Origin of the sequence: Streptomyces sp. NPDC058469, from assembly GCF_042721125.1 — a bacterium.
Lineage (GTDB): Bacteria > Actinomycetota > Actinomycetes > Streptomycetales > Streptomycetaceae > Streptomyces.
Genome location: NZ_JBHXME010000154.1, coordinates 1 through 25,948, shown reverse-complemented (window position 1 = coordinate 25,948; position 25,948 = coordinate 1). Strand labels below are relative to the sequence as shown.

Annotated in this window: 23 protein-coding genes and 1 tRNA gene; 10 read left to right on the top strand and 14 right to left on the bottom strand. The window is 69.1% G+C overall.

All coding sequences use genetic code 11. The features are described 5' to 3' along the window. Positions 1–322: 322 nt before the first annotated feature. From ACFWP5_RS41720 to ACFWP5_RS41710, 3 genes are all read right to left on the bottom strand, one after another. A complete protein-coding gene (locus ACFWP5_RS41720; RefSeq protein ID WP_384169525.1) occupies positions 323–2,119 on the bottom strand; it encodes a coagulation factor 5/8 type domain-containing protein in 1,797 nt (598 codons plus the stop codon). Positions 2,120–2,485: 366 nt separating this feature from the next. Continuing rightward, a tRNA-Leu gene (locus ACFWP5_RS41715) sits at positions 2,486–2,570 on the bottom strand. 184 nt (positions 2,571–2,754) lie between these two features. After that, a complete protein-coding gene (locus tag ACFWP5_RS41710; protein ID WP_384169523.1) occupies positions 2,755–3,198 on the bottom strand; it encodes a MarR family winged helix-turn-helix transcriptional regulator in 444 nt (147 codons plus the stop codon). A gap of 72 nt (positions 3,199–3,270) precedes the next feature. Between ACFWP5_RS41710 and ACFWP5_RS41705 the strand changes: the two genes are divergently transcribed. Next, complete coding sequence (locus tag ACFWP5_RS41705) at positions 3,271–4,233, top strand: LLM class flavin-dependent oxidoreductase (RefSeq protein WP_384169521.1); 963 nt, start codon at positions 3,271–3,273, stop codon at positions 4,231–4,233. 15 nt (positions 4,234–4,248) lie between these two features. Here the strand turns inward: ACFWP5_RS41705 and ACFWP5_RS41700 are convergent, their stop codons facing one another. The 3 genes from ACFWP5_RS41700 to sucC form a co-directional block, all read right to left on the bottom strand. Further along, on the bottom strand, positions 4,249–5,841 hold the full coding sequence (locus ACFWP5_RS41700) for an aldehyde dehydrogenase family protein (protein WP_384169519.1): 1,593 nt from the start codon (positions 5,839–5,841) through the stop codon (positions 4,249–4,251). 166 nt (positions 5,842–6,007) lie between these two features. Further along, on the bottom strand, positions 6,008–6,889 hold the full coding sequence (gene sucD / locus ACFWP5_RS41695) for a succinate--CoA ligase subunit alpha (protein ID WP_384169517.1): 882 nt from the start codon (positions 6,887–6,889) through the stop codon (positions 6,008–6,010). An 11-nt stretch (positions 6,890–6,900) separates the two neighbouring features. Then, positions 6,901–8,031: an ADP-forming succinate--CoA ligase subunit beta gene (gene sucC, locus ACFWP5_RS41690; protein ID WP_384169515.1), complete on the bottom strand. Its 1,131-nt coding sequence runs from the start codon at positions 8,029–8,031 to the stop codon at positions 6,901–6,903. Between the two features lie 144 nt (positions 8,032–8,175). Here sucC and ACFWP5_RS41685 point away from each other — a divergent pair, with 144 nt between their 5' ends. From ACFWP5_RS41685 to ACFWP5_RS41665, 5 genes are all read left to right on the top strand, one after another. Next, complete coding sequence (locus ACFWP5_RS41685; RefSeq protein ID WP_384169513.1) at positions 8,176–9,858, top strand: thiamine pyrophosphate-binding protein; 1,683 nt, start codon at positions 8,176–8,178, stop codon at positions 9,856–9,858. An 11-nt stretch (positions 9,859–9,869) separates the two neighbouring features. Continuing rightward, positions 9,870–11,102 carry a formyl-CoA transferase gene (frc, locus tag ACFWP5_RS41680; protein ID WP_384169511.1) on the top strand — a complete coding sequence of 411 codons (1,233 nt, stop codon included), beginning with the start codon at positions 9,870–9,872 and terminating at the stop codon, positions 11,100–11,102. Between the two features lie 4 nt (positions 11,103–11,106). Continuing rightward, a complete protein-coding gene (locus tag ACFWP5_RS41675) occupies positions 11,107–13,251 on the top strand; it encodes an acetate--CoA ligase family protein (RefSeq protein ID WP_384169509.1) in 2,145 nt (714 codons plus the stop codon). Between the two features lie 119 nt (positions 13,252–13,370). Further along, positions 13,371–14,759: an OFA family MFS transporter gene (locus ACFWP5_RS41670; RefSeq protein ID WP_384169507.1), complete on the top strand. Its 1,389-nt coding sequence runs from the start codon at positions 13,371–13,373 to the stop codon at positions 14,757–14,759. 1 nt (position 14,760) lies between these two features. After that, positions 14,761–16,158 (top strand): OFA family MFS transporter, encoded by a 1,398-nt coding sequence (locus ACFWP5_RS41665; protein ID WP_384169505.1) that lies wholly within the window; start codon positions 14,761–14,763, stop codon positions 16,156–16,158. 101 nt (positions 16,159–16,259) lie between these two features. Here the strand turns inward: ACFWP5_RS41665 and ACFWP5_RS41660 are convergent, their stop codons facing one another. From ACFWP5_RS41660 to ACFWP5_RS41640, 5 genes are all read right to left on the bottom strand, one after another. Further along, positions 16,260–16,937, bottom strand: coding sequence for a GntR family transcriptional regulator (locus ACFWP5_RS41660; RefSeq protein ID WP_384169503.1), 678 nt, complete (start codon positions 16,935–16,937; stop codon positions 16,260–16,262). A 171-nt stretch (positions 16,938–17,108) separates the two neighbouring features. Beyond that, positions 17,109–18,047 carry a beta-ketoacyl-ACP synthase III gene (locus ACFWP5_RS41655; RefSeq protein WP_384169501.1) on the bottom strand — a complete coding sequence of 313 codons (939 nt, stop codon included), beginning with the start codon at positions 18,045–18,047 and terminating at the stop codon, positions 17,109–17,111. 148 nt (positions 18,048–18,195) lie between these two features. Beyond that, positions 18,196–18,330, bottom strand: a complete 135-nt coding sequence (locus ACFWP5_RS41650) for a hypothetical protein (protein ID WP_019065011.1) — start codon at positions 18,328–18,330, stop codon at positions 18,196–18,198. Then, complete coding sequence (locus ACFWP5_RS41645; RefSeq protein ID WP_384169499.1) at positions 18,299–19,630, bottom strand: OFA family MFS transporter; 1,332 nt, start codon at positions 19,628–19,630, stop codon at positions 18,299–18,301. Before ACFWP5_RS41645 ends, ACFWP5_RS41650 begins: the two co-directional genes overlap by 32 nt. A gap of 132 nt (positions 19,631–19,762) precedes the next feature. Then, positions 19,763–20,284, bottom strand: coding sequence for an ATP-binding protein (locus ACFWP5_RS41640; protein ID WP_384169497.1), 522 nt, complete (start codon positions 20,282–20,284; stop codon positions 19,763–19,765). Between the two features lie 204 nt (positions 20,285–20,488). Here ACFWP5_RS41640 and ACFWP5_RS41635 point away from each other — a divergent pair, with 204 nt between their 5' ends. Together ACFWP5_RS41635 and fdhD are read left to right on the top strand one after the other, a co-directional pair. Next, entirely contained in the window at positions 20,489–21,460 is a 972-nt protein-coding gene (locus ACFWP5_RS41635) for a 2-dehydropantoate 2-reductase (protein ID WP_384169495.1), read from the top strand. Between the two features lie 210 nt (positions 21,461–21,670). Beyond that, positions 21,671–22,519: a formate dehydrogenase accessory sulfurtransferase FdhD gene (gene fdhD / locus ACFWP5_RS41630; protein WP_384169493.1), complete on the top strand. Its 849-nt coding sequence runs from the start codon at positions 21,671–21,673 to the stop codon at positions 22,517–22,519. A gap of 115 nt (positions 22,520–22,634) precedes the next feature. Here the strand turns inward: fdhD and ACFWP5_RS41625 are convergent, their stop codons facing one another. Continuing rightward, positions 22,635–23,453, bottom strand: coding sequence for a LysR family transcriptional regulator (locus ACFWP5_RS41625; RefSeq protein WP_384169491.1), 819 nt, complete (start codon positions 23,451–23,453; stop codon positions 22,635–22,637). A 138-nt stretch (positions 23,454–23,591) separates the two neighbouring features. Between ACFWP5_RS41625 and ACFWP5_RS41620 the strand changes: the two genes are divergently transcribed. Continuing rightward, a complete protein-coding gene (locus tag ACFWP5_RS41620; RefSeq protein WP_384169488.1) occupies positions 23,592–24,311 on the top strand; it encodes an SDR family oxidoreductase in 720 nt (239 codons plus the stop codon). A 17-nt stretch (positions 24,312–24,328) separates the two neighbouring features. Here ACFWP5_RS41620 and ACFWP5_RS41615 read toward each other — a convergent pair whose 3' ends face one another. Continuing rightward, positions 24,329–24,877, bottom strand: a complete 549-nt coding sequence (locus tag ACFWP5_RS41615; RefSeq protein WP_384169485.1) for an isochorismatase family protein — start codon at positions 24,875–24,877, stop codon at positions 24,329–24,331. Positions 24,878–24,896: 19 nt separating this feature from the next. Then, the gene (locus ACFWP5_RS41610; protein ID WP_384169483.1) at positions 24,897–25,142 is read right to left on the bottom strand and encodes a hypothetical protein; all 246 of its coding nucleotides are present in this window, start codon (positions 25,140–25,142) and stop codon (positions 24,897–24,899) included. A gap of 145 nt (positions 25,143–25,287) precedes the next feature. On the opposite strand from ACFWP5_RS41610, the gene ACFWP5_RS41605 reads away from it, so the two are divergent. Next, positions 25,288–25,948: exo-alpha-sialidase (locus ACFWP5_RS41605; RefSeq protein WP_384169481.1), on the top strand; the 661-nt coding region annotated here is incomplete at its 3' end.

Here is a 25,948-nt window from a genome sequence, read left to right as displayed (position 1 = left end):
GGTGGTGAAGGGAGGGCGGTCGTCGTCTTCGGGGTGGGGCACGGGGGGCTCCTTCGATGGGCAACGAGAGTTCGACATCGTTGTCAGCAGGCCATGCTGACGGGGTGTCACGGAGAACGCGTGCTTCGTGCCGACAGAACCGGGCGCGGCGGACGGCCCGCTGCGCGGGGCGGCCCGCCGGATGGGCGGGTGCTGTGCCAACTGCCTTTCCGGCGGCGGAAAGTGCGGTACGGAGGGATGACAGCACCCCTCGGGACGGGTGTCCAGCCCTCGCGCGACACCCGCCCCTCACAACGGAGTTCAGGACGTGAGGCAGTCCGGTCTAGGGATACGAGGTCACCGTGGAGGGCACCGTGTCCGTCCCCGAGGTCGGCGAGCCCGTCTCGTTGATGACGTGCTCGTACTGCCCCTGGCCGCCGAGCGAGATGACCATCACGTCGTGGAACTTCACGCCCGGGGTGTTCGGAACGGCGAATCCGTTGTGCTGGACGATCGTCGGATCGACGTTGAAGTAGCAGTAGCTGCCCAGCCCCCACGCCTCGTGCGTGACCACGGAGTCGGCGACTTTGTAGGCCGCGTACCCCTTGATGTCGCCGTTCTGGATCGCGGCCTGGTTCGGGGCGTCGTACGCCTTCTCGTTCTGGAAGAAGATCGTGCGGCCGCCCTCGCCGTTCCACTGCACGTCGTATTTGTTGAAGTGCTCGACGAACAGGCCCGTGGCCAGGACGTTGTCGCCGTTGACGACGATGCCGTAGTCGGCGCGGTTGGTGTCCCAGCCGACGCCGTCGCCGTGGTCGGCGCGCCAGACCCAGGTGTGGTCGACGATGGTGTCGCGACTGTTGATCACCATGCTGGTGGTGGCCTTGCCGGCGCCCGCGCCGCCGATCCGGACGAACACGTCCTGGACGGTGGTCGGGTTGGCCGAGTGGTCCGCCGACGCTCCCGTGGGGCCGACTTCGAGCAGAGTGGAGGAGTTGACGGTGCCGGCGTCGATGAGGAATCCGGCAAGCCGCACGCCGTCGACGTCGGCGACGGTCAGGGCCGAGACTCCGTTGTCGGGGATCAGGGTGGCGTAACCGAGCCCGAGGACCACGGAGTTGGCGCTGTTGACCTGGATCGGCTGGTCGAGGTGGTAGATGCCGGGCGTGAGGAGGAGATGGAGGCCCTGGGCGAGGGCCGCGTTGAGGGTGGCCGCGGTCGCGCCGGGCTGGGCGACGTAGAACTGGGTCAGCGGAACCGAGGTGCCCCTGGGCGTGCCGCTGCCCCATGTCGTGCCGCGCGCGTTGGTGCGCAGTTCGGGCAGGAAGACCTTGTAGTCGCTCCCGTCGAGATAGAGGAAGGGCTTCTCGCGGGAGACGGGTGTCGTGTCGAGCGTGGTGTACGGCGGGCTCGGGAAGCTCTGCGCCGGGGCTCCCTCGACGCCCGAGAACACCATGTTCCAGACGGCGTTGAGCCAGCCGCCGACCGAACTGTCGCGGGTGTACCACTGCTGCTGCGAGTACGGCCCGACCGAACCGTCGATACGGCTGTCGGCGATATAGCCGCCACTGGCCCACCCGTAGCCGTCCGGCGAGAGGTTGAGACCGCCCCTGACGTGCATGCGCCGGAACGGAGCGGCCTGCGCGACCGCCCAGCGGTTGGTGCCGTTGACCGGGGTGAGGGCGAGGTTCTCCGCCGAACGCCAGAAGTTCTGGGTGGCGTTGCCGTTGAACCAGCCCGCGTCGACGGTCACGTCCCCGTTGATCGAGGTGTCGTCGGGAGACAGGCCGAGCCCTGCGATCGAGGTGTAGAAGCCGAGTTGGGCATTGAGCCCGCTGTACGTGCCCGGCTTGAACAGCAGCTGATAGCGGCCCGTGCCGAACTGAGCCGTCTCCTGCTGGGCGAATATCTCGTCCAGCTTGGCCTGGATACCGGAGGCGGACGGGTCGAAGACGATGACGTTCGGGCCGAGATCGCCACCTCCCGGCAGCTCCAGGGCACGGTCGGGAGCGGCGGACGCCGGCGACGCCAGGGCCAGCAGCCCTGGCGCGGCCGCCGCCGCGGCCATGGCGCCGAGAACCGACCGGCGGGCAAGGGGAGTTCGACCAAGGGACGAGGCATCTGCTGGGGAAGACGACATAGGGGGCGACTCTCCTGTTCAGGAAATGAACGGTGGGGGGATGTGGGAGCGCTCTCTCGTCGGTGCATGCTTCATCCGTGTGAACCACGCGTCAAGAGTTGTGACCGGAGTCCCTACTTGTTGTTGCTGACTGAACATCAACTAACGGCCGCTTTATGGTACTTACGGGACCGATCAGACCGTGGGGGGCCACCGAACCATCGGTGGGGCCGAGTTCAGGACGTGCTCGAAAGTGCCGTCGAGTGCGACCGCGGGCTCGCGGCAAGGTCGACGTCCACGGGCAGCTCGGACCGCGGCTGACGTATGCCCGTGAAACGCAGAAGGTGCCGACCGAGATTCGGTCAGCACCGGTGTGCGTACTGTGTGTGTCCGAGGGGGGACTTGAACCCCCACGCCCGTTAAAGGGCACTAGCACCTCAAGCTAGCGCGTCTGCCATTCCGCCACCCGGACCAGGTGTCTGCCGCCTGGCCGGGGGTGTTCCCCGCGGCGACATGGACAACAATACCAAGCTTTCGGAGCGCCTTTCACCTGCATATCCACCCCTGGGAGAGCCGGCCGCGGAAGGCCCACGACCTGCGGGAAGTCGCCACCACGGGTGAACGATCAGCTACGGAAACGGGCCGGATTCCGGCACTCACTCCCGCTCCACGAGCACCAGAGTCTGCAGTGCCCGGACGAGTGACGCGGCCGCTTCGTCGTCGAGCGGGGCGAGGAAACGGCGCTCCGCCGCGCGGCGGGCCTTCTCTGCCTGACGGAGGCAGTCCTGGCCCTCCGGAGTCAGCTCGACGATGTTCTTGCGGCGGTCCTGCGGGCTGCGGCGCCGCTCCACCAGACCGTGGTCCTCCAGTCCGTCGATCAGCGACACCATCGTGGTCCGGTCGACCCCCAGCCGCCCGGCGGCCTCGACCTGCGACAACGGCTCCCCCGCCGAGAGCACCACCAGTACGGCCAGCTCGTGGCCGTCCACTCCGTGCGGCGCCAGCGCCTCGGCCGACGTCCTGGCCAGTCCGGCCTGGGCGTGCTTGAGGAGGTAGCCGAGCCGGGACTCCAGGGGCGTGGGCTGCTGATCGTTGGCCATTCCTCGACTGTATCCCGACTGAATCCCTCGCCTGATCGTCAGCATTCCTGATGATTTAGTACGCTGACGGTCATGGCAGACAAGGACAGGGCAGACATGACCACCGTGCGCTTCGGGATCAAGACCACCCCCATGCATGTGCCGTACGAGGACATCCGGCGGGTCTGGCTGGAGGCCGACACCGTTCCGGAGATCGCGGACGCCTGGCTGTGGGACCACCTGCTGCCGGTCGCCGGACCGAAGAGCGGGCAGATACACGAGGGCTGGACGCTGCTCAGCGCACTCGCCGCGCAGACAGAGCGGCTGCGGCTCGGGCTCCTCGTCACCAGCAACCGCGTCCGTCCGCCGGCCGTGCTCGGCAAGATGGCCTCCACCGTGGACGTGATCTCCGGCGGGCGTCTCGTGCTCGGGCTGGGAGTCGGCGGCACCCATCAGCCGCCGGGGGCCGGAGGCATCGAGGGCGCCAATCCGGCGATCGCGGAGTACGAGGCGTACGGCCTCTCGCTGGTCCCGCCGGGCGAGGGCCTCGCCCGGCTCGCGGAGACCGTCGAGATCCTGAAGGGGATGTGGACCCGAGACGTCTTCGACTTCGACGGACGCCACTACCGGCTCCGGGGCACGCGGTGCGAGCCCAAGCCCGTGCAGCGGCCCGGTCCCCCGCTGCTCATCGGCGGTTGGGGCACCCGGCTGCTGCGGCTGGTCGCCGAGCACGCCGACATCTGGAACGTTCCCGGACCGCCGCACAACACCGTCGAGTACGTCGCCGAACGCGCCCGCGTCCTCGACGCGCACTGCGCCGACCTGGGTCGCGACCCGGCCGGGATCACGCGCTCGGTCCAGGTCCTGGTGTCCTACGACGATCCGGCCGCGACGCGGGAGTCGGTCGGGCGACTCGTCGACGCCGGGATGAACCACATCGTGCTGAGTCTGCCGCGCCCCTATCCGCCGGGCGTGGCCCGGTGGCTCGCCGACGAGATCATCGCCGGGCGGCACTCGACGGACGCGAGTGCCACCCGGCCGCCAGTCACGGCATGAACGAGTACGCGCCGGTCACGGCATGAGCTGGTACTCCGGGAAGTTGCCGGGCAGCCGCTCCCCCACCGGGCCGTGTGTCACCGCGCGGATGAGGAGTTCGCCGCCGACGAAGGCGCCGCGCCAGGACGCGCCGAAGCCGCCGAACAGTTCGTCGCGGTCGCCGCGGGAGCGTGGCTTGCCGTGGCCGACCTTGAACGCGCGGATCTGCGGGGCCAGTCGGTCGTAGGTCGCCCGGTCGTCGGTGGACAGGGTGGCGACCAGGGCGCCGTTGGACGCGTTCATCGCGGCCAGCAACTCGGCCTCCGTGTCGACCAGGACGATGGTGTCGACCGGGCCGAACGGTTCCGCGTGGTGCAGCGGGGACGACGGGGGCGGGTTGAGGAGCGTGACGGGTCGGACGTACGCCGAAGTGTCCTGCCCGGGAAGGAAGTTGGCCTCGGACAGCTTGCCCCGATGCAACGGTACGGCGCCGCGGTCGATCGCCTCGGCCACCTGGTCGTGGAGTTCCTTGGCCTTGGCCGCGTTGATCACCGGGCCGAAGTCCAGTTCCGGGTACGGGTCTTGGGCGTGCCGGACCGCAAGGGGGTGACCGACGCGGAGAGTTCGGACCGCCGGGAGGTAGGCCGTGAGGAACTCGTCGAACAGCTCACGCTGGACGACGAAGCGCGGATACGCCGTGCAGCGCTGCTTGCCGTAGTCGAAGAGCTTGGGGATGACGGCGGTGAGCGTGTCCCAGTCCGTGTGGTTCCAGATGCCCCAGGTGTTGAGTCCTTCCTGTTCGAGTATGTGCCGCTTGCCCAGGTCGGCTACGGCCGTGGCCACCGCGGCTCCGGTGTCGCGGCCGCCGACGAAGGAGACGCAGCCGATCTCGGGCGCGCGGACCAGCGCCTCCGACAGCTCGCCTCCGCTGCCGCTGACGAGGGTGACGGGAATCCCCTCGCGCGCGGCGAGCGCCGCCGCCAGGGTGAGGCAGGCGACGCCGCCGTCGGTCGGGGTCTTTGCGATGACCGCGTTCCCCGCCAGCGCCTGGACCAACATCGCGTGGACGAGCACGCTCATCGGGTAGTTCCAGCTCGCGATGTTGGACACCGGGCCGTCCAGCGGGGTGCGGCCGGCGAGCATCGGCTCGATGCCGTCGACGTACCAGCGCACACCGTCGATGGACCGGTCCACGTCCGCCTGCGCGAGCCGCCAGGGCTTGCCGATCTCCCAGACCAGCAGCAGCGCGAGGAGTTCGCGGTGCTCGGTCAGGGCGTCCAGCGTGGCGGCGACACGGGCCCGCCGCTCGTCGAGCGGGACGTGACGCCAGCCCCGGTGCTGGTCGAGGGAGGCCCGTACGGCCTGGTGGGCGGTGGTCCGGTCGAGGCGGGGCGGGCCCGCGATGGGGCTGCCGTCAACGGGAGTTGTGGCGGGCAGGACCCGGCCGTCCCGCTGCCAGGCAGCGTTCCAGAGGTTGAGGACACGGTCGTCCTGGAACGCCTCGGGCGCGACGGCGAGGCAACGCCGCCAGGCGTCACTCCAGGACGTGCCCGCCTTGAGGATCGAGGGATAAAGGGTGGGGGTGGGGGTGGGGGTGGGGGTCGAACTGGGTGTGAGGGTTGATGCCATGCTTCTGCTCCGCTCTCGGTGCACAGTCGGGGCGGGGTGAGGCAGGAACGGTCCTACATACGAACTGTCGTACATATGAAGCTAGTTGCGCTCGAAGGAGCGCAACAGTCACGCCACATCAACTATGAGTGACATCACTTGCCGCTTACGGGAGGTTCAGTGCCGCTCACGGGAGATTCAACCGGTCCAGCACCAGCCGCGCGGTCTCCGTCGGCGTGCTTCCGACCTTCACTCCTACGGCCTCCAGCGCCTCCTTCTTGGCCGCCGCCGTACCGGAGGAGCCCGACACGATGGCGCCCGCGTGGCCCATCGTCTTGCCCTCGGGCGCGGTGAAGCCGGCGATGTAACCGACGACCGGCTTGCTGACGTGGTCGCGGATGTACGCGGCGGCGCGTTCCTCCGCGTCACCGCCGATCTCCCCGATGAGGACGACGAGTTCGGTGTCGGGGTCGTCCTGGAACGCGGCGAGGCAGTCGATGTGGGTCGTGCCGACGACGGGGTCTCCGCCGATGCCGACGCAGGTCGAGAACCCGATGTCCCGTAGTTCGTACATGAGTTGGTAGGTGAGCGTGCCCGACTTGGACACCAGGCCGATGCGTCCCGGCTTGGTGATGTCGGCGGGGATGATGCCCGCGTTGGCCTGCCCGGGGGTGATCAGGCCGGGGCAGTTGGGGCCGATGACCCGGGTGCCCTTCGACGTGGCGTACGCCGTGAAGGCGACCGAGTCGTGGACCGGGATGCCTTCGGTGATGACAACCGCGAGGCCGATGCCCGCGTCGGCGGCCTCGATCACGGCCGCCTTCGCGAAGGCCGGCGGCACGAACACGACGCTGACATCGGCTCCCGTCGACCGCATACCGTCGGCGACCGACCCGAAGACGGGAACGGCCCGGTCGTCGAAGTCGACGGTACGGCCGGCCTTGCGCGGGTTGACGCCGCCGACGACGTTCGTGCCGGCCGCGAGCATCCGGCGGGTGTGCTTCATGCCTTCGCCGCCGGTCATGCCCTGGACGAGGACCTTGCTCTCCTTGGTGAGGTAGATCGCCATGTCCCGGCTCCTTAGCGTGCGTTGGCGAGGTCGGCGGCGCGGCGGGCGGCGCCGTCCATGGTGGTGGCCTGCTGGACCAGCGGATGCGCGTGCCCGTCGAGGATGGCCCGTCCCCGGGCCGCGTTGTTGCCGTCGAGCCGGACGACCAGCGGCTTGGTCAACTGCACGGATTCCAGGGCCCGTACGATGCCGTCGGCCACCGCGTCGCACGCGGTGATCCCGCCGAAGACGTTGACGAACACCGACTTCACGGCCGGGTCGGAGAGGATGACGGACAGTCCGTCGGCCATGATCTGGGCCGACGCCCCGCCGCCGATGTCGAGGAAGTTGGCGGGGCGGGCGCCGCAGCCGGCGACCACGTCGAGCGTCGACATGACCAGGCCCGCGCCGTTGCCGATGATGCCGACCTCGCCGTCGAGCTTGACGTAGTTGAGCCCCTTCGCGGCGGCCGCCGCCTCCAGCGGATCGTCGTGCGCCGCTCCCTCGGCACCCCAACGCGCCTGCCGGAAACGGGCGTTGTCGTCGAGGGTGACCTTGCCGTCGAGGGCGAGGATCTGCCCCTGCCGGGTGCGCACGAGCGGGTTGACCTCGACGAGGACTGCGTCCTCGCGGACCAGCACCTCCCACAGCCGTACGAGGACGTCTACGGTCTGCGGCGGCAGGCCGGCCGCCTCGGCGATCTCGCCCGCCTTGGCCGAGGTGACGCCCTCGGCCGGGTCGATGTGTATACGCGCGACCGCCTCCGGTCGGCTGGCGGCGATCTCCTCGATCTCCATACCGCCCTCCGCGGACGCGATCGCGAGGAAGCGGCCCGCCGCGCGGTCGAGGACGTAGGAGACGTAGAACTCGCTCTCGATGTCGACCGGTTGGGCCAGCATCACCTTGCCGACCGTGTGGCCCTTGATGTCCATGCCGAGGATCTGCCGTGCCGTCAGCTCGGCGGCGGCCGGGTCCGCTGCGAGCTTCACTCCACCCGCTTTACCTCGCCCACCGGTCTTGACCTGCGCCTTCACCACGACGCGTCCGCCCAGCCTGCGGGCGATCTCACGTGCCTCCTTGGACGAGGTGGTGACCTCGGCCCTCGGCACCAAGATGCCGTGTTCCTCGAAGAGTTCCCTTGCCTGGTGCTCGTACAGGTCCATCCGCGCTCCTGACTTAAAAGTGCCGCACGCCCCCTGGACACCACCCACCGGATGCGGGATAACAAGTTTCATACAGTATTCGTCGACTGTATGCAATGTACCGAGAGAGAGTTCCAACCCCCTACGAAGGGACAGGACTTCGCCATGCCCGACGACACCCAGGACGTGATTTCCGGTGGTCATCTCGTCGCCAAAGCCCTGAAGGCCGAGGGGGTCGACCGCATCTACACCCTGTGCGGCGGCCACATCATCGACATCTACGACGGCTGCGTCGACGAGGGCATAGAAGTCGTCGACGTACGCCACGAACAGGTGGCAGCCCACGCGGCGGACGGCTACGCACGCATCACCGGCAGGCCGGGGTGCGCGGTGGTCACCGCGGGTCCCGGTACGACCGACGCCGTCACCGGTGTCGCCAACGCCTTCCGCGCCGAGTCCCCGATGCTGCTGATCGGCGGCCAAGGGGCCCTCACCCAGCACAAGATGGGGTCCCTCCAGGACCTCCCGCACGTCGACATGATGACGCCGATCACCAAGTTCGCGGCGACCGTGCCGGACACGGCGCGCGCCGCCGACATGGTGTCGATGGCGTTCCGCGAGTGCTACCACGGCGCGCCCGGCCCCTCCTTCCTGGAGATCCCGCGTGACGTCCTCGACGCGAAGGTGCCGGTGGGCAAGGCGCGGGTGCCGAAGCCCGGGGCGTACCGCGCCTCGACCCGCTCACCCGGCGACCCCGAGGCGATCGAGAAGCTCGCCGACCTGCTGGTCCACGCCGAGAAGCCGGCGATCCTGTTGGGCAGTCAGGTGTGGACAACTCGTGGTACCGAGGCGGCCATTGACCTCGTCCGCACACTCAACATCCCCGCGTACATGAACGGCGCCGGGCGCGGCACCCTCCCGCCCGGCGACCCGCACCACTTCCAGCTCTCGCGCCGGTACGCCTTCTCCAACGCCGACGTCATCGTCATCGTCGGCACGCCCTTCGACTTCCGCATGGGCTACGGCAAACGGCTGTCGCCGGACGCGACCGTCGTGCAGATCGACCTCGACTACCGCACCGTCGGCAAGAACCGGGACATCGACCTCGGCATCGTCGGCGACGCGGGGCTCGTGCTGAAGTCGGTCGCCGAGGCCGCCTCGGGACGCCTCAACGGCGGTGCGTCCCGGCGCAAGGAGTGGCTCGACGAGCTGCGCGCCGCCGAACAGACCGCGATCGAGAAGCGGTTGCCCAGCCTGAAGTCGGACGCGTCACCGATCCACCCCTACCGCCTGGTCAGCGAGATCAACGACTTCCTCACCGAGGACTCCATCTACATCGGCGACGGCGGCGACATCGTCACCTTCTCCGGGCAGGTCGTGCAGCCCAAGTCGCCCGGCCACTGGATGGATCCGGGGCCGCTGGGCACCCTCGGCGTCGGCATCCCGTTCGTGCTCGCGGCGAAGCAGGCACGGCCGGACAAGGAGGTCGTCGCGCTCTTCGGCGACGGCGCGTTCTCCCTCACCGGCTGGGACTTCGAGACCCTCGTCCGCTACGACCTCCCCTTCGTCGGAATCGTCGGCAACAACTCCTCGATGAACCAGATCCGTTACGGCCAGGCCGCCAAGTACGGCCTGGAACGCGAGCGGGTCGGCAACACCCTCGGGGACGTCCACTACGACAAGTTCGCCCAGATGCTGGGCGGTTACGGCGAGGAGGTCCGCGACCCCGCCGACATCGGCCCCGCGCTCCAGCGCGCCCGTGAGTCGGGCAAGCCGTCGCTGATCAACGTCTGGGTCGACCCGGACGCGTACGCCCCCGGAACCATGAACCAGACGATGTACAAGTGAGGTGAACGGCCATGACCGCCAGGGCACTTGAGGGCATCCGCGTCCTCGACATGACGCACGTCCAGTCCGGCCCCTCCGCGACCCAACTGCTCGCCTGGCTCGGCGCCGACGTCGTCAAGCTGGAGGCGCCGACCGGTGACATCACGCGCAAGCAGCTGCGCGACCTCCCGGACGTCGACTCGCTCTACTTCACGATGCTCAACTGCAACAAGCGGAGCATCACCCTCAACACCAAGACCGAGCGCGGCAAGGAGATCCTCACCGAGCTGATCCGGCGCTCCGACGTCATGGTCGAGAACTTCGGGCCGGGCGCGGTCGACCGTATGGGGTTCACCTGGGATCGCATACAGGAGATCAATCCCCGGATCGTGTATGCGTCCATCAAGGGCTTCGGGGACGGCCCGTACACCAACTTCAAGGCGTACGAGGTCGTCGCGCAGGCGATGGGCGGGTCGATGTCGACCACCGGCTTCGAGGACGGGCCACCGCTGGCCACGAGCGCTCAGATCGGTGACTCCGGCACCGGAGTGCATACAGTAGCCGGGATACTGGCGGCACTGTTCCAGCGCGAGAGCACCGGCCGCGGTCAGCGGGTCAACGTCGCCATGCAGCACGCCGTGCTGAACCTGTGCCGGGTGAAGCTGCGCGACCAGCAGCGTCTGGCGCACGGGCCGCTCGCCGAGTACCCGAACGACGACTTCGGCGACGAGGTGCCCCGCTCGGGCAACGCGTCCGGCGGCGGCCAGCCCGGCTGGGCGGTCAAGTGCGCGCCGGGCGGCCCGAACGACTACGTGTACGTCATCGTGCAGCCCGTCGGCTGGAAGCCGCTCACGGAGTTGATCGGCCGGCCCGAGCTGGCCGAGGACCCCGAGTGGGCGACGCCGGAGGCCCGGTTGCCGCAGCTCTCCAAGATGTTCCAGCTGATCGAGGAGTGGTCCTCCACGCTGCCCAAGTGGGAGGTGCTGGAGCGGCTCAACGCCCACAACATCCCGTGCGGGCCGATCCTTTCGACCAGGGAGATCATCGAGGACGCCTCGCTGGTCGCCAACGAGATGGTCGTGACGGTGCCGCACCCCGAGCGCGGCGAGTTCGTCACCGTGGGCAGCCCGCTCAAGCTCTCCGACTCCCCTGTGGACGTGACCAGTTCACCGCTGCTCGGCGAGCACAACGAAGAGGTCTACATCGGCGAACTCGGTCTCGGCGACGAAGAGTTGCGCCTGCTCAAGTCGAACGGGGTGATCTGACGTGATGGCAGAGGACCGGGTCCTGAAGGTGCGCGCACTCCTCGACTCCGTACGGGCCCAGGGGCGGGCCGCGCTGACCGCGCCGGAGGGGAAGGTGGTCGCCGACGCGTACGGGATCGCCGTACCGGGTGAGGAGTTGGCGACGGACGTCGACGAGGCCGTGGCGTACGCGGCACGGTTCGGCGGGCCCGTCGTGATGAAGATCGTGTCCCCCGACATCCTGCACAAGACCGACGCCGGCGGAGTGATCGTCGGGGTCGAGGGCGCGGCGGACGTACGGGCCGCGTTCCACAAGATCATCGACAATGCCCGGGCGTACGACGCGCAGGCTCGCATCGAAGGCATCCAGGTCCAGGAGTTGCTGCCGCAGGGCCAGGAGGTCATCGTCGGCGCGGTGACCGACCCGACGTTCGGGAAGGTGGTCGCGTTCGGGCTCGGCGGAGTGCTCGTCGAGGTGCTGAAGGACGTGACGTTCCGGCTCGCTCCCGTGAGCCCGGACGAGGCACTGTCGATGCTGGACTCGATCCGGGCGGCGGAGATCCTGCGCGGGGTGCGCGGCGCACCGGCCGTCGACCGGTGGGCGATCGCGGAGCAGATCCGCCGGGTGTCCCAACTGGTCGCGGACTTCCCGGAGATCGCCGAGGTGGACCTCAACCCGGTGATCGCCACTCCGGAGGGCGCGGTCGCGGCGGACATCCGGGTGATCCTCGCCGAGTCGCAGCCGGTACCCCGTCGACGGTATACACGCGACGAGATCCTGACGACCATGCGCCGGTTGATGGAGCCGAACTCGGTCGCCGTGATCGGTGCCTCGAACGAGCAGGGCAAGATCGGCAATTCGGTGATGCGCAACCTCGTCGACGGCGGCTTCGCCGGGGAGATCCATCCGGTGAACCCCAAGGCCGATGACATTCTGGGCCGCAAGGCGTACAAGAGTGTCACGGACGTTCCCGGTGAGGTGGATGTGGCCGTCTTCGCCATTCCCGCCAAGTTCGTGGCAGCGGCACTGGAGGAGGTGGGTCGCAAGAACATCCCCAACGCCGTCCTCATCCCCTCCGGGTTCGCGGAGACCGGCGAAGTCGCGCTCCAGGACGAGATCGTGGCGATCGCCGAGCGCTACGGCGTCCGCCTCCTCGGGCCGAACATCTACGGCTACTACTCGACCTGGCACGACCTGTGCGCCACGTTCTGCACGCCGTACGACGTGAAGGGCGGGGTGGCGCTGACCTCGCAGTCCGGTGGCATCGGGATGGCGATCCTGGGGTTCGCGCGGACCACGAAGACGGGGGTGTCGGCGATCGTCGGGCTCGGCAACAAGTCGGACCTGGACGAGGACGACCTGCTGACCTGGTTCGGCGAGGACCCGCACACCGAGTGCATCGCGATGCACCTGGAGGACCTCAAGGACGGCCGCGCGTTCGTGGAGGCGGCCCGAAAGACCGTGCCACGTAAGCCGGTTGTGGTGTTGAAGGCGGGTCGCACGGCGGCGGGTGCGAAGGCCGCCGGCTCGCACACGGGCGCGCTGGCCGGCGACGACGCCGTGTACGAGGACATCCTCAAGCAGGCCGGTGTCATCCGGGCCCCCGGGCTCAACGACATGCTGGAGTACGCGCGCGGCCTGCCCGTGCTGCCCACTCCCAAGGGCGACAACATCGTGATTATCACGGGCGCCGGCGGCAGTGGCGTGCTCCTCTCCGACGCGGTGACCGACAACGGTCTTTCCCTGATGGAGATTCCGCCGGATCTCGACGCGTCCTTCCGCAAGTTCATCCCGCCCTTCGGGGCCGCGGGCAACCCGGTCGACATCACCGGGGGCGAGCCGCCGTCGACGTACGAGGCGACGATCCGGCTGGGTCTGGAGGACCCGCGCATCCACGCGCTGGTCCTCGGCTACTGGCACACCATCGTCACTCCCCCGATGGTCTTCGCGGAGCTCACCGCGCGCGTGGTCGCCGAGTTCAGGGAACGCGGCATCGAGAAGCCGGTGGTGGCGTCGCTCGCGGGTGACGTCGAGGTCGAGGAGGCCTGCCAGTACCTGTACGAGCGCGGGGTCGTGGCGTACCCGTACACGACGGAGAAGCCGGTGGCCGTGCTGGGCGCGAAGTACCAATGGGCGCGCGCGGCAGGGCTGTTGGGCGGTGGTTCATGACGTGAGCCGACGCGGGGCCGGCCGACAGTGCGGTCGGCCGGCCCCCGGGACCCGTGCGCACGCGAAAGGCATTGGACAGGGGGCGCTGGCCAGACTTTCGACGCGAGGGGCACTGAGCGATGGCAACAACGGACTACCCGACGTCCGTCTCCTACAGGGAGGTGACGGACCGTCACGGCCGCGTGTACCGCATCGGTGAATCCGATGTCGACATCATGGGCCGGGCGCGCAAGTGGATGGTCGTCCTGCCCTGGGTGGGCATGATGGGCATCAGCTCCGCCGAGTACGCGTTCACGTCGGCGGAGGAGACGCTCCACGACGCGCATCTGTGGAGCAGTGGACACATCTTCTGGCTGATGGGCGTCTGGATATTCTTCCAGGCGGCCGTGGCCTTCCCTGCCGGGCAGTTGCGCGAAAGCGGCAGACTCCCGGCCCGTACGGCCATGTTGATCGGCGCGCTCGGCACACTGCTGGGCTATCTCGCGCTCGCCTTCGCACCGAACGTGCTCGTCGCCTACCTCGGCTTCGGCATGTGCAGCGGTATCGGCGCCGGTCTTGTGTACGCGACCTGCGTGAACATGGTCGGCAAGTGGTATCCGGAGCGCAAGGGCGGCAAGACGGGCTTCGTCAACGGCGGATTCGCCTACGGGTCCGTGCCGTTCGTGTTCCTCTTCACCTCCGTACTCGACCTCGGCAACTACAAGGTGCTGCTCAGCCTGGTCGGCGTCGGGCTGTGTCTGGTGGTGGCCTCGGCGGGCTGGTTCTTCCGCGATCCGCCGAAGAACTGGTGGCCCGCGACCGTCGATCCGCTCCGCACGACCCAAGACCCCAGGATCCGGCGGGCGTTGGAGAAGAACCCGCCGGCGATCAAGCAGTACACACCCAAGGAGGCCGCCCGTACCCCCGTGCTCTGGATGATGTGGTTCTGTCTGCTGTGCACGGCCGGCATCAACATCTTCGGCATCGCCTTCCAGGTGCCGTTCGGCAAGGACATGGGCTTCGCGGGCGGGATCGTGGCCACGGCGATGTCCCTGAAAGCGATCGTGAACGGCACCGGGCGCGGTGTCATCGGCTGGATCTCCGACCGCTACGGCCGCCGCCACACCCTGATCATCGTGTGCCTCGTGCTCGGCACGGCCCAGTTCGGCGTGCTGGTCTCGGGCCAGATGGGCAGCATGCCGTTCTTCCTGTTCTGCTCCATGGTCTCGGGTTTCGGCGGCGGGGCGATCTTCCCGCTGTTCGCGGCCATGACGGCCGACTACTTCGGTGAGAACAACAACGCCAGCAACTACGGGATGGTCTACAGCTCGAAGCTGATCTCGGGGCTCGTCGGCTCCGGTCTGGGCGCGGTCGTCGTCGGTGAGTGGGACTACCACGGCGCGTTCGTCCTGGCCGGTTCCGTGGGCCTGGCCTCCGCGGTGCTGGCGCTCTTCCTCAAGGCACCGGGCAGGCCCAGCGCCCGACGCATCGTCCCCAATCCGCACCCGCTCGGCGAGGAGATGGCGTGACATGACCGCAGATCCCATCACCACGAACGAATCCGGCGCCGCGAACCGTCCCTACCGTGAAGTGACCGACGCCCACGGCCGCGTCTACCGCGTCGGCGAGACCGACCGGGACATCCTCGGCCACTCGCGCAAGATCATGATCTATCTGCCGTGGATCGCCATGATGGCGATCAGTGTCTTCGAGTACGCGTACGGCTCCGCGGAGGACACCCTGTCCAGCGCGCACGGCTGGACGCAGAGCAACACCTTCTGGATCCTGAGCATTTGGGTCTTCTTCCAGGCCGGCATCGCCTTCCCGGCGGGCTGGATGCGGGAGAAGGGCATCCTGTCGGCCCGCAGGGCGATGTACATCGGCTCCGTGCTGTGCGTGATCGGTTTCCTCGCACTGTCCCACCTGGACAACGTGTGGCTGGCGATCATCGGCTTCGGCGTCATCGGAGGCATCGGCGCCGGTCTGGTCTACGCGACCTGCATCAACATGGTCGGCAAGTGGTTCCCCGAACGGCGGGGCGCCCGCACCGGGTTCGTCAACGGCGGCTTCGCCTACGGCTCGCTGCCCTTCATCTTCATCTTCAACTACGCCTTCGACACCGGGAATTACCACCGGGTCCTGGACCTGATCGGCTGCTACATCCTGATCGTGGTGTTCGGGTGCGCGTTCTTCTTCAAGGACCCGCCGAAGAACTGGTGGCCCGCCGACATCGACCCGCTGACCTACGGCGGCAACGACAAGAGCGCGACGAGCCTCGTCAAGAACCCGCCCGCCGTAAAGCAGTTCACGCCCAAGGAGGCCATCCGCACGGGCATGCTGCCCCTGATGTGGCTGTCCATCGTGCTGACCGCCGGGGTGTCCATCTTCGGGATCTCCTTCCAGGTCGACTTCGCCAAGGACGTGGGCTTCGGCCCGCTGGTGGCGGCCTCCTCGATGGGCATCATGGCCGTCATCAACGGCATCGGCCGCGCGGTGGTCGGCTGGCTGTCCGACCTGTGGGGCCGCAAACTCACCCTGGTCTTCGTCATCCTCGTCCTGGGCCTCGCCCAGTTCGGCGTGATCTGGGCCGGCGACATCAAGAGCGAGTGGCTGTTCCTGTTCTTCGCCTTCCTCTCCGGCTTCGGCGGCGGCGCCTTCTACCCGATGTTCGCCGCCCTGACCCCGGACTACTTCGGCGAGAACTTCAACGCCACCAACTACGGCCTGGTGTACAGCGGCAAGCTGGTCAGCGGCCTGTTCGGCGGCGGCCTCGGCTCCATGGTGGTGGCGGCCTGGGGCTACAACGGCGCGTACGCACTGGCCGGCGGCGTCTCGATGGTGGCGGCGGCGATCGCCATGCTGCTACGTCAACCCGGGCGCGGAGACAGGGAGTCGGCTCCCGTTCCCCAACCACAGCCCGCGACCTGACAGTTCGTACGACACAGCCGTACACCTGGACCTACCTGATGGCCCTCCCCGATGGGAGGGCCATCACCGACTCGCATGCGCTGCAACAGCCCCGCACAACCTCAGGACTTGGCGCGCTCGTGATACGACCGCCGGGTGTGCTCGGTGTGTTCACGCATCAGCAGGCCGGCGCGCAGCTCGTCGCGGGCCGCGATCGCGTCGATCAGGGTGCGGTGCTCGATCCAGGACGTCAGGCCGCGCTGACGGGCCACCGGCGTGTAGTACCAGCGGACCCGGCGGTCGACCTGCGCGGCGAGTTCGGCGAGGACGGCGTTGCCGGCCAGCTCCATGATCTTCGCGTGGAAGCGGGCGTTCATCGCGACGGCGGCGTCCACGTCGTCGGCGTCGACGGCGCGCTCGCCCTCCGCGCACAGCTCCTCCAGGACGGCGATGCCCGCCTTGCCCGCGTTGACGGCGGCGAGCCGGGCGGCCTCGGCCTCCAACAGCGTGCGTACGGTGAGGAGTTGGTCGGCCTCCTCCTCCGTCGGCTCGTGCACGAACGCGCCCTGCGCGGGCCGCAGATCGACCCAGCCCTCGGTGTTGAGCCGCTGCAGCGCCTCCCGCACGGGCTGCCGGGACACCCCGAGGTGCCCGGCGAGTTCGCTCTCGACGAGATGCTGACCGGGCTGGAGGGCGCGCGTGGTGATGAGTTCGAGCAGCGCCTCGTAGACGCGGTCGCGCAGCGGGCCCGGACGTTCGAGCTTGGGCACCGCCCCCTGCGGCAGTCCTTGCGACAACATCGCGGTCCCCCTCCTGGGCAACATCGGCATTTTGCAGACAGTAGCCAGCAGACAGTGGCCGTATGACCAAGTATCGATTGTCTTTCGTCTACAGTCTACGGCGCACAGTAGCCAGAGAACACAGGAGTCGACCTCGTCACATCCGGCGCCATGTCCGGGCGTGTGCGCAGGTCACGGGCAGCGGACGACCTGGCCGGCGTACGACAGATTTCCGCCGAACCCGAACAGCAGGACGGGGTCGCCGGTGCGGACGGCACCCTGTTCGACGAGCTTCGAGAACGCGAGGGGGATGCTGGCGGCGGAGGTGTTGCCCGATTGGATGACATCGCGGGCGACGACCGCGTTGACGGCACCGATCTTCTCGGCGAGGGGCTCGATGATGCGCAGGTTCGCCTGGTGGAGGACGACGCCGGCGAGGTCGGCGGGGGTCAGGCCGGCCTTCTCGCAGGCCTTGCGGGCGATCGGCGGGAGCTGGGTGGTGGCCCAGCGGTAGACGCTCTGGCCCTCCTGCGCGAACCGCGGGGGCGTGCCCTCGATCCGTACCGCGTGCCCCATCTCGGGCACGGAACCCCACAGCACCGGTCCGATGCCGGGCTCCTCGGCGGCCTCGACGACGGCGGCCCCCGCTCCGTCGCCGACGAGGACACAGGTCGTACGGTCGCTCCAGTCGGTGACCTCGGACATCTTGTCGGCGCCGATGACCAGGGCCCGTACGGCCGCTCCCGCGCGGATCGTGTGGTCGGCGGTGGCCAGGGCGTGGGTGAAGCCGGCGCACACGACGTTGACGTCCATGGCGGCGGGCGACGGGATGCCCAGCCGGGCGGAGACGCGCGCCGCCATGTTCGGGGAGCGGTCGATGGCCGTGGAGGTGGCGACCAGGACCAGGTCGATGTCCGCGGGCGTCAGGCCCGCGGCGGCGAGGGCCTTGGCGGCGGCGTGCGCGGCCAGCTCGTCGACCGGTTCGTCGGGCCCGGCGATGTGGCGGGTCTTGATGCCCACCCGGGAGGTGATCCACTCGTGACTGGTGTCGACCATGCCCGCCAGATCCTCGTTGGTGAGTACCTTGGCGGGCTGGTAGTGGCCGACGGCGGCGATCCGCGTGCCGTTCATGGGTGGTCCCCTCGTTGCCTTGGGTAGCGGGATCCACCAGTCTTGCCAGTGACTCGCGGGTACGGCGGCAGGTGATGCCACAGGAAACAGCCGTCCCGGTTGTCGGCTTCTGTCATCCGTCCCGGGGTTGACGGTGTCGCCCGAACATTCAGCCGGTGAACAGCTGCTTCGCCTTGAGGACGAGTTCGTACAGACCGTACACAAGTGGTGCGCCCACCCAGAGCCAGGCGAAGGCGATCAGTGGCCTCCGGTCAGGCGGACTCTGACTGCTGTCGTTCGACATCGTCGGCCTCCCTCGGGGCGGGGATGTGGTGGCGGGCGTTGACGGGCCGGACGAGTTCGTTGGCGACGAAGCCGATGACGAGCAGCCCGATCATGATGATGAAGGACGTGTCGTAGAGGGACGCGCCGTGTTTGCCGGCGGCCTTCTGGTGGTCGGCGATCCAGTTCACGATCAGCGGTCCGAGGACACCGGCCAGGGACCAGGCGGTGAGCAGCCGGCCGTGGATCGCGCCGACCTGGTAGGTCCCGAAGAGGTCCTTCAGGTAGGCGGGCACGGTCGCGAAGCCGCCGCCGTAGAAGGAGAGGATCACCAGGGCGCACAGGATGAACAGCGGTTTCGAGGAGTCGCCGAACAGCGCGATGAGCGCGTACATGACCGCTCCGACGCCGAGGTAGAGGCGGTAGATGTTCTTGCGGCCGATCAGGTCGGAGGTCGAGGACCAGCCGATACGGCCCGCCATGTTGGCCGCCGAGAGCAGGGCGACGAAACCGGCCGCGGCCGACACCGAGACCGGTGTGGAGGTGTCCGCGAAGAAGTCCGTGATCATCGGGGCGGCCTTCTCCAGGATGCCGATGCCCGCGGTCACGTTCATGCACAGGACGACCCACAGGCACCAGAACTGCGGGGTGCGTACGGCGCTGTTGGCGGAGACCTGCACGCCGGCGAGGACGCTGGGCGCGTTCTCGACAGGCTTCTCCGTGCGCGGCACCCGGACGAGCAGCACGCCGAGTGTCATGAAGACCGCATACGAAAGACCGAGTACAAGGAACGACTGGGCGATTCCGGTGTTGTCGGAGCCGAACGACTTCAGCATCTGGGCCGTCCACGGGGAGGCGATGAGCGCGCCGCCGCCGAAGCCCATGATGGCTATGCCGGTGGCCATGCCGGGCCGGTCCGGGAACCACTTGATCAGGGTCGAGACCGGTGAGATGTAGCCGATGCCGAGGCCGATCCCGCCGACGAAGCCGTAGCCGAGGACGATCAGCCAGAACTGTTTCGTCTCCGCGCCCAGCGCGGAGATCAGGAAGCCGGAGGAGAAGCAGATCAGGGCGACGGTCATCGCCCAGCGCGGTCCGTTGCGTTCGACGAGGGTGCCGCCGAACGCGGCCGACAGACCGAGCATGACGATCGCGAGCTGGAAGGGCAGCGCGCTCTGCGTGCCGCTGAGGTTCAGTGAGGATTCGAGCGGCGGCTTGAAGACGCTCCAGGCGTAGGCCTGGCCGATGGAGAGGTGTACCGAGAGGGCGGCGGGCGGAACCAGCCAGCGGCTCCACGCCGGGGGTGCGACTGGGGGACTCATGATCCCGGACGGTAGGGAGTGGCAAGGGAGTTGAGAAGGCGGCGCGTCGACCGTATGCGATGAGCGGTATGCAGAGTGCGCCGAACGGTCGCCGCCGAGTCGCTCCGCCTGTTGTGGTGAGAGGGGCGGGCCTCAGTTCTGGACGGACTCGGCGATCCGCCGGGCGGCCTGGGCGGGGGTGAGGTGCGTGGTGTCGACGACCTCGGCCTCACGGTGCAGCCAGGTGCGGGCCGCCTCGGCGTAGGGCTCCAGGTAGGCGAGACGGAAGGCGGAGGGACCCATGACGGTGTCCCCCTCGATGCGCCCGCGGAGGGTGTCCTGGTCGGCGTGGAGGACGAAGTGCCGTACCGGAATGGCGTGTTGGGCGAGGCCCGTGCTGATCTCGCGCCAGTACCGCTCGACCAGGACCGTCATGGGCATCACCAGGGTGCCGCCGGTGTAGTCGAGCACGCGGCGGGCGGTCTCGACGACGAGCGGCCGCCATGGCGGCCAGTGCTGGAAGTTGTCCGTCGCGGGCAGCCCCGGTGCGATGTCCATGAGCGTCTCGCCGACCTTCTCGGCGTCGAACACCCGTGAATCCGGGATCAGTTGCTGCACGAGCGGACCGGTCGTCGTCTTGCCCGCGCCGTGGGTGCCGTTGAGCCATACGATCACGGGCTCGACGCTAGCGCGGCTCGGACCGCGGGATCAGGGGATCCGGGGCACAGCGCACTGCCCCTGTCCGAACCCTTGCTGGGCCACTCTCCATACTGTAGACAATATTTCGTCGACACTGTTCAACACCGTTCAACTCCGCCCGGCGCTGTCCGGGCGGAAACCACCTCCGCGGTACTCCCTCGACCGAACGGAGAGTCTCCAGTGAGAGTCGCAGTCCTCGGCGCCGGTGCGATCGGCGCCTATGTCGGCGCCGCGCTCCACCGTGCGGGCGCCGATGTGCATCTCGTCGCCCGTGGACCGCATCTCGCGGCCATGAGGCAGCACGGCGTCCAAGTCCTCAGCCCGCGCGGCGACTTCACCGCCCGCGCCCATGCCACCGACGACCCGGCCGAGATCGGCCCGGTCGACTTCGTCCTCCTCGGCCTGAAGGCCAACTCGTACGCGGCGTGCGGGCCGCTGATCGAGCCCCTGCTGCACGAGACCACGGCGGTCGTGGCCGCCCAGAACGGCATCCCCTGGTGGTATTTCCACGCGCACGGCGGCCCCTACGACGGGCAGCGCATCGAGAGTGTGGATCCGGACGGCGCGGTCAGTGCGGTGCTCGCGCCCGAACGGGCCGTCGGCTGTGTCGTCTACGCGGCAACCGAGCTGGCGGGACCGGGAGTTGTCCGCCATCTCGAAGGCACCCGGTTCTCCATCGGCGAGCCCGACCGGAGCGTCTCGGCGCGCTGTCTGGCGCTGAGCGAGGCCATGCAGGCGGGCGGGCTGAAGTGCCCGGTCGAGCCGGAGCTGCGCAACGACATCTGGCTCAAGCTGCTCGGCAACATCTCCTTCAACCCGATCAGCGCGCTCGCCCGCGCCACCATGCGGCAGATGTGCCTGCACGGCGGCACCCGCAAGGTCATCGAGATCATGATGACCGAAACGCTCTCCGTCGCCGAGGCACTGGGCTGCGAGGTCGGTGTCTCCATCGAACGGCGGCTCGCGGGCGCGGAACGCGTCGGCGACCACCGCACCTCGACGCTCCAGGACCTGGAGCGCGGCAAGCCGCTCGAACTCGACGTACTCCTCGCGGCCGTGGTCGAGTTGGCGGAGATCACCGGCGTGGAGGTGCCCACCCTGCGCACCGTGCACGCCATCTCGGACCTGCTCGCGCTGAGAAGTGCCGCGTGAGATCGCGAACGGAACGGGAGGGGACGACCGCGGTGTGCGCATATCACGGTGTGCGCGTACCGCGGAGCGGGCCGCGAGCTCACTCCGCGCGTGCAGGACAATGGGATCGGGAAGGTCACCTCGCCGCACGACGGCCCGGTGGCCCACGGCACCCTCCGCAGCAAGGGCCGTTTGGCCACCAGCACGCACAGAACCGGGGCTGATCAGGGCATGGGACGAGTCACGGAACGACGCAAGGTGATCCGGATCCGGGACGGCGCGGTCACCAGCCGCCCGGACACGCTCGTCGCCGAGGAACCCCTGGAGATCCGGCTCAACGGCAAACCGCTCGCGATCACCATGCGCACCCCCGGCGACGACTTCGCGCTCGCGGCCGGGTTCCTGGTCAGCGAAGGTGTACTGGCCAACGCATACGATCTGCAGAACATCGTGTACTGCGCGGGGGCGACCGTAGACGGTTCGAACTCGTACAACGTGGTGGACGTACGGACCGCTCCGGATGTGGTGATTCCGGACATCACGTTGGAGCGCAACGTGTATACGACGTCCTCGTGCGGTCTGTGCGGCAAGGCGAGCCTCGACGCGGTGCGTACGACGGCGCGCTGGCCCATCGCCGACACTCCCCCGGTCCGTGTCGAGCCCTCGCTGCTCGCGAGCCTCCCCGACCGGCTGCGCGCGGGCCAGCGGGTCTTCGACCGGACCGGGGGTCTGCACGCGGCGGCCCTGTTCAGCGAGGAGGGCGAGCTGCTGGACATACGGGAGGACGTGGGCCGGCACAATGCGGTCGACAAGCTGGTCGGCCGTGCCCTGCAGAACGGGGACCTGCCGCTGTCCCGGGTGATCCTGCTGGTGTCGGGCCGGGCCTCCTTCGAACTGGCGCAGAAGGCCGTGATGGCGGGCATCCCGGTGCTGGCGGCGGTGTCGGCGCCCTCGTCGCTCGCCGTGGACCTGGCGGTGGAGACGGGTCTGACCCTGGTGGGCTTCCTGCGGGGCAGCAACATGAACGTGTACGCGGGCGAGGACCGCATCGCCCTCCAGGCCGCGGCCGCCCAGGGCTGAGATCCCCGCCCCGCGTCACGGCGGCGGGGCCCCGACCGGCGGGGAGCGCCCCCTGCGCCGCAGGGGCCCCGCCTCAGCCTCACCCTCCCCCTCACGGGCGGACCGACCTGTCCCCTCAGCTCCGCGCGGTCTGCGCGGTCTCCACGAACGCCGTGATCAGGGGTGAGCGGCGGGCCGCCTCCCAGGCCAGGATCACCTCGTCGGGTTCGGCGTCGGTGACGGGTACGTAGGTGATGTCGGGGCGGGAGTACTGCTCGGCGACGGAGACGGGGACGAGGGTGATGCCCGCGCCGGAGGCCACGGCCTCGAACTTCTCCTCGATGCTGCGGATCGGCACGTCGTCCGGACCGGGGTCGGCGTACCGCAGCCAGGTCTCGCCGGCGAGGTCGGCCGACACCAGGTCCTGCTTGCCGGCGAGGCGGTGGTCGGCGGGCAGCATCGCCACCCGGGTCTCGGTGAACAGCGGCAGCAGCGTGAGGCCCTGCTCGCGGATCGGGCGGCGCAGATAGGCGAGGTCGACGGTGCCGTCGAGGATCAGCTGCTCCTGGTCGTCCCATTCGACCCGGCGGGCCTTGACCTCGACGTCGGGGTGGGCGGCGCCGTACGCCCGCAGCGTGTGGGTGATCACGACGCCCGCGCGGAAGCCGACGACGAGCCGGTGCGGACCCCGCGCGGACCGTTGCACCCTATGACGTGTCGCGTTCGCCGAGGCGAGCAACGCACGTCCGTCGTCGAGGAGTTGGCGACCGGCCGCCGTCAAGGTCACCCCGTGGCTGTCGCGTTCGAAGAGCGTGGCGTCCAAGTCCTTTTCCAGGGCCCGGATCTGACGGCTCAGCACCGGCTGCGCGATGTGCAACTGCTCGGCCGCGCGTCCGAAGTGCAGCAGCTCGGCCACCGCCACGAAGTAGCGGACCTTGCGCAGGTCGAGGTCCATGGGTGCCGCCCTTCCGTACGCCGTCGGCGATGCCTTCAGGGTATCGCCACCGCCGAAAGAGGTCTTGGACGGCGGGGCGACCACGGCCGCAGGCTGGATGACGTCACAGCAACGCGCACAACCCGAAAGGGGCAGGACATGGGACTGCGAGGACAGCGGATCGTCGTCATCGGCGGTACGGCGGGCATCGGGTTCGCGGTCGCGGAGGCGGCCGCACGGGAGGGCGCCCGGGTGGTGGTCGCCTCACGCCGGCAGGAAAGCGTGGACGCGGCACTGAAGCGGCTCCCGGAGGACGCAGAGGGGCGGGTGCTCGACGCGAGCGACGAGGAGGCGGTGCGGGGCTTCTTCGCGGGGCTCGGCGGCTACGACCACCTGGTCTACACGGCGGGTGAGGCACTGCTGATGGAGAGCCTCACGGAGTCCGACCTGGGGCGGGCCCGCGCCTTCCTGGACACCCGGCTGTGGGGCGCCTACACGGCGGTGAAGTACGGCGCCCCGTCGATCCGCGAGGGCGGTTCCGTGGTCCTGACCACGGGCACCGCCGGGCGCAGGCCGCTGCCGGGCACGACCGTCGCCGCCGCCCTGTGCGGGGCGATGGAGTCACTGACCCGTGCACTGGCCCTGGAACTGGCCCCGCTGCGGGTCAACGTGGTCGCGCCCGGTGTGGTCCGCACCGAGCTGTGGCGGGAGTTGGACGACGAGCACCGGGACGGACTGTTCGAGTCCGTCGCCGGGTCGCTGCCGGTCGGCCGGGTGGGCGAGCCGGAGGACCTCGCCGAGGCGTATCTGTACCTGATGCGCGGCGGCTACAGCACCGGTTCGACGGTGGTCGTGGACGGCGGCGGGGTCCTCGTCTGACCGCCCGGCCGCCCGTCTCAACCGCCGCGCGTGAAGCGCACCTCCGCCGCCGTCACCACCGAGCCCAGTCGCGGGAAGTCGAGTTTGACCGATGCCTGGTGCTCGGCCGCGGTGAGTGCGCTCATGGCGTCCTCGACGAAGACGAGTTGGTGGCCGAGGTCGCCGGCGGCGCGGGCCGTGGACTCCACGCCGAGGTTGGTGGCGATCCCGCCGAACACCAGGGTGGTGACGCCCCGTTCACGCAGCCGCTCGTCAAGTCCCGTGCCCTGGAAGCCGCCGATCGTCCGCTTCACGATCTCCAGGTCCCCTTCCCGGAACAGTCCGGCGGCGAGTCCGCTGCCGGCGGGCTGCTCGGCGATGCCGGGACGCTCGACCCGGATCAGCACGACGAGCGCACCGGCGGAGCGGAACACGGCGGTCAACTCCTCGGCCACGGCGAGGACTTCGGTTCCCTTGTACGGTTCGAGCGGCAGCGCGACGATGCGGTCCATCAGGTCGACGAGGACCAGGGCGGTGCGCTCGGGGTCGAGGGCCGGCCGGGGTTCGGGAGTCTGCGGTGGGGTCATGACGGAACGTTAGCCCCCGTCAGCCGTCCGTACCGGAGATCCGGATCAACAGGCCCATGAACTGGTCGCGTTCGGCCGCCGACAGCGGGGCGAGGTCGCGGACGCCGGAGAGCACCACGTGGTGCCACAGCTTCAGTCCTTCGGCCGGCAGGGCGTCGGCGACGAGGGCCCGGCCGGGGCGCACCGGGTGATCGAGTCGCGGAGCGATCTCGGCAAGGTCGTGCTGCGCCCCTGATCGGCACCACCCCACCTGACGATCACTCACCCCCCCCGTCCCTCATGGCGAAGTTATGGGGCGACGGGCACTGCACGCTTCTTGTGAGGCGCCGGAGGCTCCAACTAACGTCTGTGACGCGCCCGTTGGACGTGGGATGTCCGGATGTCCAGACGAATGAAGGGCAGGTAGCACCATGCCGTCGAGTCTTCACGCACGTCTGAGATCCACCCTCACCGCCGCACTCACCCTGGCCGCGCTGCTCACGCTCCCGAGCCCCGCGCACGCCGCCACCGCCCAATCCACCGCCCCCGCCCCCGAGTTCGGCCAACAGGTCCTCTTCAAGGCTCCCCAGGACGCGGGCTACGCCTGCTTCCGGATCCCGGCCGTCGTGAAGACCAAGGACGGCACACTGCTCGCGTTCGCCGAGGGCCGGGTCCTCAACTGCGGTGACGCCGCCGACATCGACATCGTCGTCAAGCGCTCCACGGACGACGGCCTCACCTGGAGTCCGTTGCGGGTCGTCAACCACGGCGGCGGCGACACGCACGGCAACCCGGCGCCCATCGTGGACCGGGAGACGGGCCGCATCCTGCTCGCCGAGACGTACAACACGGGCCGTACGGACAGCGCCGGTTGCTCGGTCCCCTGCGACCGCACCCCGCACCTGCAGTACAGCGACGACGACGGTCTCACGTGGTCGCAGCCGCGTGACCTGAGCGACGAGATCCTGCCCCCGAACTGGAACTCCTGGTACGCCACCGGCCCCGCGCACGGCATCCAGCTCACCCGGGGCAGGCACAGGGGCCGGCTGGTGTTCGGCGTCAACACCGAGACCTGGGACGGCGAGCGAAGCG

What these genes read in the sequence shown, in the direction of transcription:
- sucC (WP_384169515.1), bottom strand. Translation starts at nt 8,031, where the DNA reads ATGGACCTGTACGAGCACCAGGCAAGGGAACTCTTCGAGGAACACGGC.
- ACFWP5_RS41615 (WP_384169485.1), bottom strand. Translation starts at nt 24,877, where the DNA reads ATGACCCCACCGCAGACTCCCGAACCCCGGCCGGCCCTCGACCCCGAG.
- ACFWP5_RS41685 (WP_384169513.1), top strand. Translation starts at nt 8,176, where the DNA reads ATGCCCGACGACACCCAGGACGTGATTTCCGGTGGTCATCTCGTCGCC.
- ACFWP5_RS41670 (WP_384169507.1), top strand. Translation starts at nt 13,371, where the DNA reads ATGGCAACAACGGACTACCCGACGTCCGTCTCCTACAGGGAGGTGACG.
- ACFWP5_RS41650 (WP_019065011.1), bottom strand. Translation starts at nt 18,330, where the DNA reads ATGTCGAACGACAGCAGTCAGAGTCCGCCTGACCGGAGGCCACTGATC.
- ACFWP5_RS41620 (WP_384169488.1), top strand. Translation starts at nt 23,592, where the DNA reads ATGGGACTGCGAGGACAGCGGATCGTCGTCATCGGCGGTACGGCGGGC.
- ACFWP5_RS41700 (WP_384169519.1), bottom strand. Translation starts at nt 5,841, where the DNA reads ATGGCATCAACCCTCACACCCAGTTCGACCCCCACCCCCACCCCCACC.
- sucD (WP_384169517.1), bottom strand. Translation starts at nt 6,889, where the DNA reads ATGGCGATCTACCTCACCAAGGAGAGCAAGGTCCTCGTCCAGGGCATG.
- fdhD (WP_384169493.1), top strand. Translation starts at nt 21,671, where the DNA reads ATGGGACGAGTCACGGAACGACGCAAGGTGATCCGGATCCGGGACGGC.
- ACFWP5_RS41655 (WP_384169501.1), bottom strand. Translation starts at nt 18,047, where the DNA reads ATGAACGGCACGCGGATCGCCGCCGTCGGCCACTACCAGCCCGCCAAG.
- ACFWP5_RS41710 (WP_384169523.1), bottom strand. Translation starts at nt 3,198, where the DNA reads ATGGCCAACGATCAGCAGCCCACGCCCCTGGAGTCCCGGCTCGGCTAC.
- ACFWP5_RS41625 (WP_384169491.1), bottom strand. Translation starts at nt 23,453, where the DNA reads ATGGACCTCGACCTGCGCAAGGTCCGCTACTTCGTGGCGGTGGCCGAG.
- ACFWP5_RS41675 (WP_384169509.1), top strand. Translation starts at nt 11,107, where the DNA reads ATGGCAGAGGACCGGGTCCTGAAGGTGCGCGCACTCCTCGACTCCGTA.
- ACFWP5_RS41665 (WP_384169505.1), top strand. Translation starts at nt 14,761, where the DNA reads ATGACCGCAGATCCCATCACCACGAACGAATCCGGCGCCGCGAACCGT.
- frc (WP_384169511.1), top strand. Translation starts at nt 9,870, where the DNA reads ATGACCGCCAGGGCACTTGAGGGCATCCGCGTCCTCGACATGACGCAC.
- ACFWP5_RS41720 (WP_384169525.1), bottom strand. Translation starts at nt 2,119, where the DNA reads ATGTCGTCTTCCCCAGCAGATGCCTCGTCCCTTGGTCGAACTCCCCTT.
- ACFWP5_RS41660 (WP_384169503.1), bottom strand. Translation starts at nt 16,937, where the DNA reads ATGTTGTCGCAAGGACTGCCGCAGGGGGCGGTGCCCAAGCTCGAACGT.
- ACFWP5_RS41645 (WP_384169499.1), bottom strand. Translation starts at nt 19,630, where the DNA reads ATGAGTCCCCCAGTCGCACCCCCGGCGTGGAGCCGCTGGCTGGTTCCG.
- ACFWP5_RS41705 (WP_384169521.1), top strand. Translation starts at nt 3,271, where the DNA reads ATGGCAGACAAGGACAGGGCAGACATGACCACCGTGCGCTTCGGGATC.